At 43.8% G+C, this 15,649-nt stretch carries 22 protein-coding genes and 1 pseudogene; 2 read left to right on the top strand and 21 right to left on the bottom strand.

What is annotated here, in order from left to right; all coding sequences use genetic code 11:
* Positions 1-495 precede the first annotated feature (495 nt).
* From FPZ45_RS21750 to FPZ45_RS26080, 3 genes and pseudogenes are all read right to left on the bottom strand, one after another.
* Positions 496-1,512: a cytochrome d ubiquinol oxidase subunit II gene (locus FPZ45_RS21750; protein ID WP_144706459.1), complete on the bottom strand. Its 1,017-nt coding sequence runs from the start codon at positions 1,510-1,512 to the stop codon at positions 496-498.
* Between the two features lie 13 nt (positions 1,513-1,525).
* Positions 1,526-2,854, bottom strand: coding sequence for a cytochrome ubiquinol oxidase subunit I (locus tag FPZ45_RS21745; RefSeq protein WP_144706457.1), 1,329 nt, complete (start codon positions 2,852-2,854; stop codon positions 1,526-1,528).
* Positions 2,855-2,928: 74 nt separating this feature from the next.
* Positions 2,929-3,655 (bottom strand): annotated as a pseudogene (locus FPZ45_RS26080) (DUF3891 family protein).
* A gap of 197 nt (positions 3,656-3,852) precedes the next feature.
* Between FPZ45_RS26080 and gpmA the strand changes: the two are divergent.
* Positions 3,853-4,584: a 2,3-diphosphoglycerate-dependent phosphoglycerate mutase gene (gene gpmA, locus FPZ45_RS21730; RefSeq protein ID WP_144706453.1), complete on the top strand. Its 732-nt coding sequence runs from the start codon at positions 3,853-3,855 to the stop codon at positions 4,582-4,584.
* Between the two features lie 33 nt (positions 4,585-4,617).
* Here gpmA and FPZ45_RS21725 read toward each other — a convergent pair whose 3' ends face one another.
* The 18 genes from FPZ45_RS21725 to FPZ45_RS21640 all read right to left on the bottom strand — a co-directional run bounded on the left by FPZ45_RS21725 (position 4,618) and on the right by FPZ45_RS21640 (position 14,929).
* The gene (locus tag FPZ45_RS21725) at positions 4,618-5,379 is read right to left on the bottom strand and encodes a metallophosphoesterase family protein (RefSeq protein WP_246120540.1); all 762 of its coding nucleotides are present in this window, start codon (positions 5,377-5,379) and stop codon (positions 4,618-4,620) included.
* Positions 5,370-5,990, bottom strand: a complete 621-nt coding sequence (locus FPZ45_RS21720) for an alpha/beta fold hydrolase (RefSeq protein ID WP_144706451.1) — start codon at positions 5,988-5,990, stop codon at positions 5,370-5,372. Before FPZ45_RS21720 ends, FPZ45_RS21725 begins: the two co-directional genes overlap by 10 nt.
* 26 nt (positions 5,991-6,016) lie before the next feature.
* Positions 6,017-6,814, bottom strand: coding sequence for a phosphotransferase family protein (locus FPZ45_RS21715; protein ID WP_144706449.1), 798 nt, complete (start codon positions 6,812-6,814; stop codon positions 6,017-6,019).
* 37 nt (positions 6,815-6,851) lie between these two features.
* On the bottom strand, positions 6,852-7,334 hold the full coding sequence (locus tag FPZ45_RS21710; protein WP_144706447.1) for a GNAT family N-acetyltransferase: 483 nt from the start codon (positions 7,332-7,334) through the stop codon (positions 6,852-6,854).
* A 111-nt stretch (positions 7,335-7,445) separates the two neighbouring features.
* The gene (locus FPZ45_RS21705) at positions 7,446-7,868 is read right to left on the bottom strand and encodes a GNAT family N-acetyltransferase (RefSeq protein WP_144706445.1); all 423 of its coding nucleotides are present in this window, start codon (positions 7,866-7,868) and stop codon (positions 7,446-7,448) included.
* Positions 7,869-7,907: 39 nt separating this feature from the next.
* Positions 7,908-8,339 (bottom strand): NUDIX hydrolase, encoded by a 432-nt coding sequence (locus FPZ45_RS21700; RefSeq protein WP_144706443.1) that lies wholly within the window; start codon positions 8,337-8,339, stop codon positions 7,908-7,910.
* A 2-nt stretch (positions 8,340-8,341) separates the two neighbouring features.
* Entirely contained in the window at positions 8,342-8,758 is a 417-nt protein-coding gene (locus FPZ45_RS21695) for a hypothetical protein (protein WP_144706441.1), read from the bottom strand.
* A gap of 123 nt (positions 8,759-8,881) precedes the next feature.
* Positions 8,882-9,322, bottom strand: a complete 441-nt coding sequence (locus FPZ45_RS21690) for a VOC family protein (protein ID WP_144706439.1) — start codon at positions 9,320-9,322, stop codon at positions 8,882-8,884.
* 29 nt (positions 9,323-9,351) lie between these two features.
* On the bottom strand, positions 9,352-9,858 hold the full coding sequence (lepB, locus tag FPZ45_RS21685) for a signal peptidase I (protein WP_144706436.1): 507 nt from the start codon (positions 9,856-9,858) through the stop codon (positions 9,352-9,354).
* Entirely contained in the window at positions 9,855-10,364 is a 510-nt protein-coding gene (locus tag FPZ45_RS21680; protein WP_144706434.1) for a GNAT family N-acetyltransferase, read from the bottom strand. The genes lepB and FPZ45_RS21680 overlap by 4 nt, the downstream gene beginning before the upstream one ends.
* Positions 10,342-10,887 carry a YfiT family bacillithiol transferase gene (locus tag FPZ45_RS21675; protein WP_144706432.1) on the bottom strand — a complete coding sequence of 182 codons (546 nt, stop codon included), beginning with the start codon at positions 10,885-10,887 and terminating at the stop codon, positions 10,342-10,344. Before FPZ45_RS21675 ends, FPZ45_RS21680 begins: the two co-directional genes overlap by 23 nt.
* An 86-nt stretch (positions 10,888-10,973) precedes the next feature.
* Complete coding sequence (locus FPZ45_RS21670; RefSeq protein WP_144706430.1) at positions 10,974-11,411, bottom strand: GyrI-like domain-containing protein; 438 nt, start codon at positions 11,409-11,411, stop codon at positions 10,974-10,976.
* Positions 11,412-11,420: 9 nt separating this feature from the next.
* Positions 11,421-11,912: a hypothetical protein gene (locus tag FPZ45_RS21665; RefSeq protein ID WP_144706428.1), complete on the bottom strand. Its 492-nt coding sequence runs from the start codon at positions 11,910-11,912 to the stop codon at positions 11,421-11,423.
* Positions 11,909-12,337 carry a DUF1801 domain-containing protein gene (locus FPZ45_RS21660; RefSeq protein WP_144706426.1) on the bottom strand — a complete coding sequence of 143 codons (429 nt, stop codon included), beginning with the start codon at positions 12,335-12,337 and terminating at the stop codon, positions 11,909-11,911. The genes FPZ45_RS21665 and FPZ45_RS21660 overlap by 4 nt, the downstream gene beginning before the upstream one ends.
* Before the next feature lie 167 nt (positions 12,338-12,504).
* Entirely contained in the window at positions 12,505-13,287 is a 783-nt protein-coding gene (locus FPZ45_RS21655) for a DUF695 domain-containing protein (protein WP_144706424.1), read from the bottom strand.
* A 17-nt stretch (positions 13,288-13,304) separates the two neighbouring features.
* On the bottom strand, positions 13,305-13,919 hold the full coding sequence (locus FPZ45_RS21650; RefSeq protein ID WP_144706422.1) for a carbon-nitrogen hydrolase family protein: 615 nt from the start codon (positions 13,917-13,919) through the stop codon (positions 13,305-13,307).
* Between the two features lie 17 nt (positions 13,920-13,936).
* On the bottom strand, positions 13,937-14,446 hold the full coding sequence (locus FPZ45_RS21645; RefSeq protein WP_144706420.1) for a hypothetical protein: 510 nt from the start codon (positions 14,444-14,446) through the stop codon (positions 13,937-13,939).
* A gap of 15 nt (positions 14,447-14,461) precedes the next feature.
* The gene (locus FPZ45_RS21640) at positions 14,462-14,929 is read right to left on the bottom strand and encodes a DUF3995 domain-containing protein (RefSeq protein ID WP_144706418.1); all 468 of its coding nucleotides are present in this window, start codon (positions 14,927-14,929) and stop codon (positions 14,462-14,464) included.
* A gap of 197 nt (positions 14,930-15,126) precedes the next feature.
* Between FPZ45_RS21640 and FPZ45_RS25440 the strand changes: the two genes are divergently transcribed.
* Positions 15,127-15,633 carry a DinB family protein gene (locus FPZ45_RS25440; RefSeq protein WP_186438507.1) on the top strand — a complete coding sequence of 169 codons (507 nt, stop codon included), beginning with the start codon at positions 15,127-15,129 and terminating at the stop codon, positions 15,631-15,633.
* The last annotated feature ends 16 nt before the right edge of the window (positions 15,634-15,649 follow it).

Genomic DNA, 15,649 nt, shown 5'->3' with positions numbered 1-15,649 from the left:
AAGAAAAACGATTTATTGACATGCGGACATACCTAGTATGGAAAAAAGAAAAAGGTAGCCGTGTTTAACTGCATCCGGCTAACCTCATCTAAAGAGAATATACACATAAAAATGGACTTGACCGGAGGGCAGCGTCTTTGCGAGCGAGTAGCTCGATTTTATCGAGCTATTCCGGAAGGGTAGCGTCTTTGCGAGCGAATAGCTCGATTTAATCGAGCTATTCCCGGGAGGGCAGCATCTTTGCTGGCGAGTAGCTCGAATTAATCGAGCAATTCTGGATGTCAGCGTCTCTGCGGGCGAGTAGCTCGAATTAATCGAGCAATTCCGGGAGGGCAGTCTGAAGGGCATGAATCACGTGATTGGACTGTAGGAAAGCCTGGAGGATATCATGAGGTTTTCAAGCTCGAACGAGGTGTCCGATGATCGACAATAGAAGCAGGAAGGCGATGCCAAAACAGAGCCGGATCAGCCACTTTTCCTGAAGCTCGAACCGATTCATGCCAGATCCCCCTTCACGTACCGGGCGTTGAACAGAAACATTTTCAGCAGAAGAACAAGCGATGGAACGAGCAGAGCGAAACCCGCAACGAAGGCGATGACCAAAGCGCGTCCCATGACCGGATTAGTCACTCCGCCATATAGCGTCAAGTACGGATACAACAAGTATGGCATATGTGAAATGCCGTAACCATAAAACGCAAAAGCGAACTGAAGCAAGACCATAACGAAGGCGGTGCCATACGATCGGCGATTCCAGATGAACCATATCGCGATGATGAAGCTGACCAAGGAAAGCCCAAACAGCCACCAAACATCCAACGTACGCTGAAAATGCTCCAGGTTGTGGTTTCGCAAGGCGATAAATACGAACAGACTGGATATGATGGTCGGTACGCCGCCCCACAGGGCGAATCGGCGCATCTGCTCGAGCGCCTTAGGGTCATTCGCGCGAGCCGCGTAATACGTCAGGAAAGTCGAACTGATAAACAGCACGCTCGACAGCGCGAGCAGAACGACCGCCCATGAATACGTGCTATAGAACAACTCTTCCATCAGCAGGAAGACATCGTTGCCCCGAACCGTCAAAAAACCGCCTTCAGAAATCGTAAACACCGTCGACAATGCGGCCGGGATCAATAAACCTGTCGCGCCGTAGGCCAGCAGGTAAAATGAATTCTTGTTCACGCCGTAATTCGCGAAGGCGTAGAACGATCCTCTAACGGCGAGCAGCAGAAGTGCGATGCTGCCGGGAATCAGCAGAGCCGTTCCATAATAATGAGCCGTCTCCGGAAAGAAGCCGACGATCCCGACGAAGAAGAACACGAGAAAAACGTTGGTGACTTCCCATACCGGGGACAAGTATCTGGAGATGACCGGCGCGATGACCGTCTCCACCCCGCTAATCCGTCCGTAATAGGCATAGAAACCAGCCCCGAAATCGATGGAGGCCACGATCAGATAGCCGTATAGAAAGCTCCATAGAACCGCAATGCCGAGTTGTTCGATCGCCATGTCCGTACGCTCCTTATAAGATAATGCGCCGGGTTTCCAGTTCCAGCTCCGCCGGTTGATTGCGGAACAGACGGGCCAGCACGAACAGGCAAACGACACCTAACACTGCGTATAAACCGGCAAACAACCAGAATGCCAGATTGACATGGCTATTGGTCGTGGCCGCATCGGACACACGCAAATATCCCCTTATGATCCAAGGCTGTCTGCCAACTTCCGCATAAAACCATCCAAGCTCAATAGCAAGCAGCGCCAGCGGCCCTCCCGCGAGAGCACATGCGAGAACAAATCGGTTGTATGCGTTCCAACGCTTGATAATCAGCAGCGCCAAGAATAGAATGGGTACGGCCAACAAGTAGAAACCGATCCCGACCATCGCATCGAATAAATAATGAACGTAGAGCGGCGGCCAATCCTTTCGGGGAAAATCGTTCAAACCGACGACTGTTCCGTCAAGGCTGTGCGTCGCTAGAAGACTGAGTGCCCAAGGAATCTCGAGCGCTCCCGCGATCTCCTGCGTAACGGGATTTAATCGTCCGCCGACGATTAATGACGCTCTTTCCCCGGTATCAAAATGCCACTCGGCGGCGGCGAGCTTCTCCGGCTGTTCCTTGGCCAGAAACTGCGCGGACATGTCCCCTATTCCGATCGTCGCGACCGCCAAGATCGCGGCCGCCGTCATATTTAAGCGAAGCGATTTGCGATAGTACTCGTCTTTACGGCCTCTAAGCATGGAGAAGGCCGCGATCATCCCCAGCAGGAAGGCGACCGTCAAATAAGCGGAGAACAGAACGTGCAATACCTTGGACGGGGTCGCCGGATTAAACATCGCGGCGAGCGGATCAATGTCTGTCAACTTTCCTTCGCGGACGGCAAATCCTTGCGGCGTATTCATAAAGGCGTTGACGGTCGTAATGAACAGCGCGGAGCCGGACGAACCGATCATGACGGGCAGGGTTAACAACCAATGGAGATAAGGGTTGGAGTAACGGTCCCATGTGTAGAGATAGATACCGAGGAATATGGCCTCGAAGAAAAACGCGAACGTCTCCAGAAACAAAGGCAAGCTCACGATATGACCTGCCAACCGCATAAATTCAGGCCATAATAAACTAAGCTGAAGACCGATGCATGTACCAGTGACAACGCCTACGGCCACCGTTATGACAAATCCTCGCGCCCATCTTCGGGCCATTAATGAATAATGCCTATCTTTCTTTCGAATCCCCAGCCATTCAGCCAAAGAAATAAAAAGCGGTACGCCGACGCCGACCGTCGCGAACAAGATATGAAAAGCCAGCGTCATCTCCGTTAAAGCTCGGCTCCAATCCACCGTTCCCATTTCACCACCCCCGATGGTGGTTAAGATTGCCAATAGGGGGATTATGTATACGCAAAGGTCTTCAAGTTCTACATCTAAGCTAGATCCGAGAAGATGATGGAATGCTCCGTATAATCCGTTTCTTGATAGGCTAACTCGATCCCGATTCGGCTTCTCGTCCTTTTGGATACCTGTTTGGTTTTAATGGTTACTTGAAAAGGAGCCTTAAAAGGAAACGGACGGATTCCGATTTCCGTATCGCTTATCCATCTTGCAGAATAGGGAGAGCTGCTAAGTTTGGTTTTAATTCCTTCTCGAAACCAAGGGTGCTCTTCCTCTTTCTTTGCTCCTTTTTCATTAAAGCAAACGTAAAGAGAGATCGTCGCATAATTGCAACAGCCACAAATGCCGCAAAACTATTTCGGATGCCGGATGAATGAGCTGCTGTCCGATTTGTTCCTGCCTGCGCAGCTCGGTATTCATGAACTCGACGCAATCCGGATGTTTCGAGTCCCGGATGTTGGCGAACGAGGTGTAATGAAGACTGCATAACAAAGCTGCATACCGACTCGTCCGTTCTACTTCATTAATTCCCTTGGTGTACATAAGCAACTTGGGGTAAAGCGGATAATCGAAGAAAGAGAACGGCGCATGAATGCGATCGTTCCATAGAGGGATTTCATCCAATCCGATCCATCCTCTATCATGCTCGCGAATCGCCAGAAGAACATCGTCCGTAAACTCGGTGTCCATATAAAACTCGGGCTTGAACTGGCGAGCAAACTGAGCAGACAAGTCCGCATGATCATGCTGCGTGATCATCGTAAAATCGTCTTCGCATTCGCGAACAATCATGGTTCCCCCTCCTTGTAAGCCGACCCATTTTTGTTTGAATTGTTTTTCCTTAATATAGGCTATTTTTATTTTCTGGGCAATTTGCCTAGAAAGTTTTGACATCCGCCGGAATTGAAAACTATGATGGTATTGAACAGGCTCTTCATTATAAGGAGGTTTTTACGATGATTAAGCTCGTATTGATTCGTCATGGACAAAGCGTGTGGAATCTCGAAAACCGATTTACGGGATGGACGGATGTCGATCTGTCGAATAACGGGCTGGAGGAAGCCAAACAAGCCGGGATCGTATTGAAGAAACATGGTTACGTCTTTGATGCGGCGCATACGTCCGTTCTGAAACGGGCGATTCAAACGATGTGGATCGTCCTTCGGGAGATGGATCTGCTCTGGATACCTGACTACAAAAGCTGGATGCTGAACGAGCGGCATTACGGTGCCTTGCAAGGATTGAATAAAGCCGAGACGGCAGAAAAGTATGGCGAGGAACAAGTGCACTTATGGCGCAGATCCGTCGATATCCGTCCTCCGGCATTGGAGAGAACCGACGAACGGTACGAGGCGTCCGCCCCGCGCTATCGGAGTTTGCGGGAAGAAGAATTTCCGTTAACGGAAAATTTGGAGGATACGGAACGCCGGGTGCTGAAATATTGGCAGAAGGCGATCGCTCCGGCACTCTCGTCCGGCCAGCATCTTCTCATCTCGGCTCACGGCAATACGCTGCGAGCGCTGGTGAAGTATTTGGACCGGATTCCTGCCGACGGGATCGCCGACCTCAACATTCCAACCGGCATTCCGCTCGTGTATGAATTAGACGAACGATTGTCGCCGATCAGGCATTATTACTTGGGCATCGACGGAGAGATTCCGGAGGAAAAGATTCCCTCGCATATTTAATCGGTTCGAACGTCACCGTAGAGATTTTGTCAGTTACGGCAGTAACGCTCTTCCTGTTTGGATGGGATAGGCATAATCCTCGCGCCTATTCTGCCGCGCGATCGTGCTTGCTTTATCCCAATCGTACGGAAGCATAATATGTTCGATGCGCCAATGATTGTCCGCGGCTTTATGGGCAATGACATAGCTTGCGTAAGGCGAACGGGATTCCATCGCATGCGGATAAGGCGTTTCTTCATAATACGCGGGCAGCCCTACGCTTCCCGAATTGACTATCGTTTTGCCGTCCGGCAAGTAGATCATTTGAAATACATGGCTATGCCCGCAGAAGATATAGTTTTGCGGAATTTCTTGCAGCTCGGCGATTAGTTGATCAGGGGTCTTGTATCGCACTCCCGCTTCGTCCACTTCTTCGAGTAAATAGCGTTCGTTCGAATAAGGCGTACCATGACAGAACAAAAGATCTTCAAATGTCCATGTGCGCTTAAAAGTACCGATCCAATGCTCGATCTCGGGGCCGATTAGGTTTTTAACGAACCGATACGACGGGGAGTCGATATTTTCCTGCTGCAGAAGTTGATCGCAATTGCCCATCACATGAACGATATTCGGGTTGCTCATGAGTAACTTCGCAGTTCCCAGCGGGTCGATCGGTCCAAATAAGCTATCTCCTAAATTAACAATGACCTTGATGCCTCGTCGCGATATATCTTGCAGCACGGCTTCTAACGCCATACTATTGCTATGAATATCGGAAATGACGGCAAAGGATTGACTCATGATCTTCAATTCCATGACAGAAATTCTCCATATGTCTTCGCTAAACGTTGCAGAATGGCGATATTTTCTTGAACGTCTCCAGTTTCAAAAGCATGATCCGCATTTGGAATTTCAATCCGTCGAATGTCCCCACTCAGATCAATTCGCCCAGCATCTTCAGGCTTGAAAAAGGGATCGTTGCTTCCGTAAATCACGATTCCGCATGATCGATTAATAAACGGAATGGTTTCGATCAGCGGGGTCAAAAAGAGATGGCGGATAGGCCTTTGCAGCTTGCAATGAACCTCGCCAGCGACAACGGTCCCCAAGCTCTTGCTGATGAATACGACTTCGTCGTAACGATCAACGATTCGTTGGATCGATTCGGAGCATTCATCGATGACCCGGGGTAAGTCTTGAAGGTCAAGATGGCTTCTTGCGGCTTGATAACCATATTCCAGAATGAGCAAGTCGTATTGATATTGAATAGCGGTATTGCCGGCATAATAAAGTGCTGGCATTTCGCATGGATAATTCCGGCCGGGAAACAGTACGACTAATCTATGATTTCGTTCCAGAACGGTAATATGTTTTTGCTTTAACTCCGTTCCCCAGTTAGAAGGTACGCCGATGATTTCCATATTCATACCACTATCCCCTTTCACCATGATGCCTATAGATGGCTTCTGATCCATTCAAGAAGTTGTTTTTTCTCTTCTTTCGGTATCCATTCTCCCAGTCTCGCTGCCGCTAAGGGGAGGGTCCAATCACGGATGTCATCCATCGTGACGCTGGATTGATTCAAATACTCCTCCAAGTAAATCTCCAGGATCCGGTTTCTCACCTGAGCAACCATTGCTTGGACGTCCTGAGGCATTTCTTCCGCGACTTGCCCGAATTTAAGCATGAGATAAGTCCGAGCGACATCACCTGCCGGGTTCCCCCTCGTTGCGGTCATCCAGTCGATGACCCAGTCCGTTGATTCGCCATGAATGATATTATCCGGATGGAAGTCCCCATGACAAAGCTGGTCTCCATTCCGAAGCTTACGAAGCCTTTCGGCGACCTGATCTTTTTCCTGGGCGGTCATGAGCGGTGCATGCTTGATTTGCTCCTCTAATCGTTCTTTCTGAGCCGGAACCTTCTCGACAGATCTCTTATGGATATCGATGTGGATGGCAGCAAACTTCCGGGCTTCCTCGGTCAAGACGGACGGATTTTGAAATAAAGTTTGAAGCATGGTGCTGCCGCTTATTCGTGTGTACAAAATGCCTTTGCGGCCGCCATATTCTCTCATTTCTATCGGTTCCGGACAATGAACACCCGTCTCATAGACCGCTTTGCTATTGTTAAATTCCATCTCGACGAGATGCTCGGGCAGATCTGGTCTGAATAACTTTAGTACATGTTCGTTATCGTACTCGATGATTTCCGCTGTTCTTCCGGTAGCGATGATGGGTTTCGTATTCATTCGGATTCTCCTTTACAAAACCTCTAAGTGATTTCGCTTATATGACATTGTGAACAACCTTTTTATAATAAACCAGTGTCGTAAATTCATTGATTGTCTTGCGAATTCCGGTTTCGGAGTAGCCCATTTTCCGGTATAGATGACAGTTGCGTTCCTCCTCTAAGATCGTTGCTAATTCCCAAGTCTTGGCCTGAGGAAACGCTTGTTCTAATAAAAAGATCGCTTGCTGGGCGATCCCTTTCCCTTGATTTTCAGGACGAATAAACATAGGGCTGATCCAATAATGGGCTTCATCACGCCGGAACATGCATATCGCTCCTGCAAGAACTTGGTTTGCCATGATTTTATAGAATCCCCCATCGGGATTGTTGATTCTGGCGATCACCCTATCTATCGTTTCGTTGGCAGGATTGGTTTCATAGTCTCTATACTTCTTCAATAATGGCGTGAAGGCAGCAATTTGAATATCGAATATAGATTCCGCATCAAGCTCGGAGGCTTTTTCTAGAAAGATGTCCATATTCTCACCCTTTTGCAGAAATAGACTCATTCCGTTATTTTCGTTCGAGGAACCGTTAATGGACAAGATTGGGGGAAGCGATTAAGGGTACTTTGCAATTACGATTAAAACTCATTGATTAATCCATTTGGGAGGCAGTCTCATAAAACGTTCTCCATCCTTGATAAAACCATACTTCGCGTACAACTCATGGGCGTCCTTCGTCCCTAATAGTCCCAATATTCCTTCAAGCTCCTCTGCATGGATGATGGTCTCGACGAGTTTCTTCCCTATTCCCTTCCCCCTGTGTGACTCATGAATAATGACGTCGCACAAATAATAAAAAGTGGCCCAGTCCGTAATCACTCGCGCGAATCCTATTTGTTTCTCATGATGAAAAACGCCGAGGCAATACGAAGTTTCTATGGCTTTTTTCGTCCGTTCAATCGGCCTTGTATTGGCCCAATAACTACTGGACAGCATCTCGATGACTTCCTCGACACATATCTTTGACTTATCGTCGCTAATCAGATAGTCATTGTATTTTAATTCCATGAGCTTCCCTCCATCGTTTATCACCAATTTGAAATGACTTTACCATCCGACGCTTTCGAACCATAGTTCTTTATGGTTTTTTTCTACCGCTTTTCTTACATATGCAATCATGTTTTCAGGCAAACCATTAACATCGAACCACTTAAGTTCTTCACATTTATGAGGTTCGGCGTTGATGATTGTTCCTTTCCATTCTTGCACGGCAAGATAAAAATCTATCCACTCGGAGTTTTTGTTCTTTCTATGCGTGACGCCAACAATTTTCAAATGATCTGGATCGATATCTATTCCGGCTTCTTCTTTCGCTTCCCTAATCGCGGCTGCGATTACTTCTTCCCCGCCGTCGATTCTTCCGGCTACAACGCTCCACTTGCCATCTTCGAATCCAGTATTCTTTCTTTTCAATAGCAAAACCTGATCATTCCGATACATAAGAAGATGAACCGATCCGAAAAAAATAGGTGCTTTCATTTTTATCTACTTTCTCCTTTAAGCAAGCTTTGAAAAAATGGGCCAAACCCGTTTCCCTGCGGTTCGAGTCCCCAATATTCCTTGTTATTTACTCTAACCCCTTGGCATCCTGTCGCTTTGACGTTCACTTCATTCTCACTATAAATATGGTTGAATTTCAAATCATAATTGACACCGTTGTCTAGTGGGCAATGTTGCATACCCTCCGGGAATTCTGGAAGATCATTAATGAGTTGTATCAGCTTTTCTATTTGCTTTATATCTTCAATTGTCTGAATGAAGACCGCTTGATCACCCATTTTATGCAGTGGATCATGTCTTTCTATTGTAAGAGTCGGACCTTGATTTATTTTAGGATCGGTGCAGGCTGAGAGAAGTAATATTGCGGACACACAACAAAAGAAGCTCATCTTCTTCATAGTTTCTCTCCAACCTCTAGACTGTTTTGATTAGGAATCATTATCGCGACTGCTACTCATAGTTAGATATACCAATTCGCAAGATTATTAATGAATTTCAAATCCTTTGTCAGTCCTTAACGTTTACTTCAAAAAGTTTTCCTTTATCTCGTCTTTTGGGTCCCATTTCGACCACGCTGCTTCTAGCAAATTTCCTTCATTATCTCTGAAGTAAAAATACTTCGCTTCACCCGCTCCAAGAGTATGTAACTCGTCGACTGTTACTCCTTTGCCTTTAAGCAACTGATACGTATATTCAATATCTGGACAATTCATCGCCATAATCGGAAAGGGACTCCCATTTCTGTTGATCTCCAAGGGCTGCTTGACACTTGTTTCAGTGAGCACAAGTGCAATCGAGTTAATGTGAGGGTGATGCAGAACGGCTATGAAAGAACCGCGGTCTTGAAACTTTTGCATTAACTTGAATTCCAAATGCTCAGTGTACCATGTAATGGACTCATCGATGCGGGTTGTTGGAGCGTATACATAGCCGATTCGCGAAAATGCAAATTTCTTATCCATTGGATGACCCCCTGAATTCATTTATCGAATTATCTGAACAGCAAGTGTGTCGGAATATCAAAAATAACTTTACCTATTAGTTGATCTCTGTCTACAAACGGAGTCTCCCATGCGTGCGAGTCAAAGCTGAGATTCCGATTGTCGCCCAAAAAGAAATAGCTGTTATCCGGAACCTGAGTCGGTCCATAAGAATAATTCATCTTTTCCTTAATATAAGGTTCATCGATCTTTTCTTGATTCCTAAACAGAACTCCGTCTTTAATTTCAATAACATCGCCCGGCAACCCGATCAATCTCTTAACGAATCTTGAATTCGTTTCCCCTGCAACAGGCGGATGAAATACAACGATGTCACCATGATCTAATTTTGTCATCCACATCATTTTTCCGACAACGATGCGGTCGTGTATTTGTATGGTCGGGATCATCGATCCTGTTGGGACTCTCATGGCATCTGCGACATAGGTTTTAATGAATAGTGAAAGCAACAAAGCAATTGCGAAGCTAGGTATCCATTGCTTGATAAACTTTTTCATGCGTTATCCTCCATGTTTGACGAAAATGTTTGAATTGGACCCTCCCAATCATCTTCTCGTATTTCTTTGTATCTTCCGTTCGTATATCGATCAATCGTCTTTCTCCAAAAAGCCTGTGCCGGCTCGTTCTCTTCTATTTGAGCGACCTTCCAGCAACCGGGGAATCTATTAAACAGTTCGAAGGCAACGGTTTGTCCGACTTTTAACTTTCTATATTTCTTCATGACGAAGAATTCTGCTATCGAATAGATGAATGGATTCGTTTCATTTTCATTTGTCCCGAAAGTTCTAACAAGAGCAAACCCCGCCAGCTTATGGTTTACCTTGATGAAGAATGGATATCTGCCATTTTCCGTCCAATAATGATCTAAGTACATGTATTCGTATAAGCCACTGGGGTTTATATCATCTTCTGAATCAAACTCGCTAAAATCATATTTATACAATTGTAGAAGATTTCGTAAAGTAGATTTTTGTTCGTATTCAACTTGTTGAATCGAGATCATGTTGTCGTTCACCCCCGAAGGCGGTTGAAATATGAGCTATGTGATGCTTACCGTGCCAAACATACTGTCCAAGAGTATACTCAAGCGATTGCATTTTATCGTATGCGGGGTGGTAGAATTGTTTTTGATAATCCGATTCCGTCATTGATCTCAATAGAAACACCCATTTGCTATGTAAAGCTTCTAACAGCATGACGGATAGATGAATATCGGCATTCGTTGAATCTTGAAGTTCGGCCCACTGTTTTTCATCATAAGGTTTAATGGTAGGGGTTTCTTCCGTCAGGGCAAGCTTAAATCTAATCATGCTATTCATATGACTATCCGCAAGATGGTGAACAACTTGTCGTATTGTCCATCCGCCATCACGATATCTCAGATCTAATTGGTCTTCCGATAAATCATTCACGGCTTCCTTCAGTTTTGAAGGGAACTCCTCAATCTCGTTGATCCAAATTTCCCTTTGGGTGGATGAAACTTTTCCAGAGTAATCAAATCTGCCAATCGGGTACCTCTTATCCATAGAAATCGCTCCTTTTATTCTCGGCTCTTCATTTTATCTGTTATGATCTACTTTCGTTACCTAGTTCCTGCTTCCGATTCAAACACCTAAGTAGGTATATACCACTCAATAAATTCAGAACCTTGCAGTTCGGGCTTAAAGATCTCGAACCGTGGTTTCGAAAGATCGATACGATATTTTTGTTGGTTGTCGATTGTGCATACATGACTCCAGAATTCACCTATATGCTCTTTCTTAAACTTAAATACAACGTATTCTCCTACCGGAATTATCATAACATTCATTCCGTTAGGAACATTGCCGGAGGCCGTCACTTCGATTCCAACGAATGGGATAGGATTCTTACCCGACACGACGAGGTATTGAACATGACTTTTAGCATTTGCTATTTCATTCATTCGTTCATTCAGCTTTCGAAATACCGTATCCTCTTCTTCCATGCTTTGGCCGCTAAACCCAATAAGTACTAGTGATTCAAACTTACAAATACGTGCTTCCACGATATCATCTAGATTGGTCATCATGGCGCTCCCTCATCCATTGTCAATAAACTCTGACTTATTAGCTAAAACCCACTCGTTCATCAGTTGAATCGTAAGCTCTGCGTCTTTTGTATATTTCTCGTGTAGGATTTTTACTTCATCGAACAATTTGCGATCATTTTCTAGGTCGGTTGGGCTTATTGTCCTGTTTAGCTTACTTTGAGATGCAATGAACTTTTCGATTTCATCTAACCGATCAGCCAATTTGAAGTCCTTAAAAAATAAAACCCCTTTCCTAATTCCCTTCCACGACTTCAATTCATTAATATTGTAGGCGGAAAACCAATAAAACTCGGCAATTGTCTTCGTATGGTTATGAAATGAATAGAATAAAAACAACCCCTGCTGACCTTCGTTTAGTTGGTTGTACATTTCTAATTTAGTTTGGAGATCCTTCCCTCGAACAGCTATTAACATTGGCTTAATGCATAACCAGCTTATTTCATGACTTTCATAATCCTTTGGATCAAGCTTTACCTTCATTGAAATCTCCTTTCAACTGTAACTTCTAACCATCGGTTTACTAGCCGTATTAGCTTTTCTTGCTTCTCAATTACATCGTTTATGTCCCGAAACTTCACCGTTGCTCTGTCATTTGCGAGCCATTCCAATAGACCAGTATCATCATGAAATAACGGTTCATTGCTTTCGTATTTTCTTACCTTGGATCCGCAATGAAAGATAAGTTGAAAATACCCATTGCCACGTAAGTTGAATGTGATCCTGTCTTCATTATCTAAACAGAAGCTCGGAGCGTTCCATTTAATATACTCGGTAAGTTGATTGTTAGCACTGAGTATGATGGTTCGGACCTCTTCGATTTCTTTTTTAAATGGATGTTCAAGCTTGTTCATAAATTCAGCGACTTGTTCATGACCGTTCAATTTGTCTCCTCTTTTATTTGCCATATTTGATTGCGCCTCCGCATCTATAAATACGACACAACCCGGCCAAAGATAGCTCCTATCTTAGGCCGGGTCGTTTGCTGTCTGAGTCATCTTCCATGATTATACATCTGACGCCCAATGGGCGAAAGTCCCGATTCATCCTCAAATATCTCGTCAGATCTTTAATGTTACTTTCCCCGCTTAAAAATCCTTTTCAATCCGCTGAAGAGGCTTTCCGGTTCTTTAAAGACTTTCGTCTCCCAGCCATCATATTCCCCATGAAATTCTTGTGCCGCATTTACTAAATAATCAGTTACATCGCCGATAGAGTGAAAATCAACACAGTCGTTTCTTGATATTCTCAACCTGATCTTAACATCTTGTGAGTCCTGATCCTCAATCAAAAATCCATCCTTTTGAACTTTCTCCATGAAAAGATGACTAGACTCAGATGAGTTGAAGTAGATCCAATGATTAACGGTTCTAGGTTTGTCCAAGATGTCTCCAAGTTCATTAAGTTTATTAACGATCTGTCTGTTAATCATTCTCTGCATTTCGGATTTTTGGGGATATAAAAACTCATAATAGAAGGCCCCTGGGTTCTGCTCTTCAATTCGGCTGAAGTGATAAGAATAATTTTCAAGATTTGTTTCGGCAAGATGTTCCAATTTGCTAGCCTCTATAACGTCCGTATAGTAATAAAAATCTCTCCTGCCGTTCGTGGTGATCCTTCCGACAAACATATAATGACTATCCAAGGCATCATGAATTGAATCCTCAATCTCATACAATTTGGTTGCTTCTTTATCGCAAGTTAATCCATTTTCATTCGGTTCATTCAATGTAACACTGAGCCGATACAAGTAGACGAACATTTCATTGGAACCATCTTTCCAAGGTTCCATATCCAACATAAATGAAGCTGGTTTGTTATCAATGACTGTTAAGTAAGTATTCCAATTGTCCGACATTTCTGCACCGCCTTGTATTATTGTGTTACGAAATCTTCACCGGAATCAAAATTCAATATCCTTGTTCGAATATCATTCTTTGAAACGAATATATCTTCGCCATCCTTATCGATACAGTAAGCGATCGGTATTGAAATGTCGCTGCCTCTAAAAGATCCGTCTGCATGACTCGTTCCGATTATCATAACGTGATATTGTATGGCGATCTTTCTAGCTGCAGCAATCCATTCGTCAAATTGATCCTCGCTGAACATCCCGACTCCAATGGGGTGAACAATGAAGTCTATCGTTGTGGGTTTCATATTACTCATGCCTTGAATAATCAGTTCATCACAAAGAATCAAACCAATGACTTTACCCTCAGTCTCAACCAGTGCTGATTCATCGTATTTGGCTCGATCGAGAAGAATTCTGCCTTCGCGGTCGATGATAAGCGCCCTGTCTTTCGGATTTTTATGTCCTGAAATGATAATTTTTGAATGTTTTCTAGCAAGTTCACATGCATGTTCAATATTATGATTAATATATCCTTCGGGAAAAATAACAACATCTACATCTGAATGAGCAGACATCTCATATTCGAGCTGTGTGAGCTGTCTCTCCAGACGGGGCTGCGCAATTAGAATGTTCATGTCATTTATCCACCACTCTAAGCATTTGTTGTAATCCCATTAAATAGCCACTGGTTACTCTCTTTAATAAAATCAAAATATATCGTACCATGAGTATCATTAAGGAATTTTGCAAGCACAATTTGAAATCTTGAAGAGCTCTCGATATACCCCGAACCCCAATATTCTAAGTTATTTAAATTTATTCCTGTAAGGAAATCATACTTCATTTCTTCTCCACTAAAGTTGTAAATTACTTGATTATTCTCTTTATCGATCGTTACTCCCGAAGCTGTTACGGATTCTAAAAATGTATAATCTTTTCCATCCATTGCTTGTAAAATCTTGAAGGATAAATTCAAGGTTTCTCTTAAATCCATCATAAACTTATCACTAGGTACCTCCGCTTGCTCGACAAGGTTGCCGGCTCCTAGTGAAGGTTGAGAACTCTGAGCCGAAGGTGCTGAATCATCTGATTGATTACCAGTACAACCACTTACCAATAATAAAATGATTACAATAATTAACGGAAATCTTTGATTGTACATGCGAATCCACCCTTGTCAAAGGTTATGAGCAAATCTCTTACTTGAAATGAAAAATAAAATTCCCCCCAACATCCAATAGGGCTCCCAAAATAATAGCCGCCACCATCTAGCTTCACTTTCGATCTTTAGCTCTAATACATTGATGATAGATAGGAAAATGGTTGCAAAGTTTGCCAGTCCATAAACAAATAATAGTATTCCACTTGTGAAAGCCGCATAATAAATACTCTTTCTAATAAAATCATGTTTCCAATCACTTAACATCATCCATAATAATACTCCGCCAACTACTTTAACTACTCCTGTTAGCCATAAGATTTTAATGAAATCCGGCTGTCTAGATAAAGCCATTTGATATATCTCTCCGCCTAATGTAGCTGCTCCAATCATGCCCCCGCATGCCCAATAAAAGCTCATTAATGCAAATACAAACGACCATATCATACCGGCAATTATTGGCCATGAGTGCCTTAAATTATTCATTCTTCTCCTTTAATGATTCGTTAGAATTTACGTTCACCCAACGATCCAACTTAACCCTTTCGTTCATATATACGAAAAGAACACAGAATAGTTCAATATTATTGAATTCTCCAGACAACATCGAGAGGTACCATGTTACAATTTACGTAGAACAGCTGCACGAATCGAACAATTGGTCTCGAAAAAGGAGAGGTAACATGAGTTCTTCAAAGAAAGATGTTTTATTAGATCAACTTGCGGCTTGTCATAATGACTTGAGTTGGTTTCCAACATTTGTTGATTCGGTCAAAGATCTGACAGCGGAGCAAGCAGTGTGGAGAAAGGATGAAACGAGCCATTCCATTTGGCAGCTTGTAAGTCACCTGACGTATTGGAATAACAAATGGTTAACCTACTTTATTGGCAAGGAATCCTTTAAATCGATTGGTAAAAATAACGCAAGTACTTTCAATATCGAGGAAGAAATAAACGAAGAAAACTGGAGGAAAGCGGTAACTAAATTGGATGGGTTGTTTTACGAGTTCCGCAAAGTGATAACAGATCACCCCGAGTCAAAGCTTGATACTTTCGTACCCGATTATCCTGGTGATTGCCCTTGGTGGGCCGCGATATCAAATCTTTGTACCCATAACACTTATCATATTGGCCAGATCGTTTTTATTCGCAAACAACAAGGCTGGGCAAATAAATCTGAGTGGAGTTAATAGCTGGCCCTTAAAT

It is taken from the genome of Cohnella terricola (assembly GCF_007786475.1).
Taxonomy (GTDB): Bacteria; Bacillota; Bacilli; order Paenibacillales; family Paenibacillaceae; genus Cohnella; species Cohnella terricola.
Note: the sequence above shows the minus strand (reverse complement) of the source record. Positions and strands in the feature narration are given on the sequence as shown.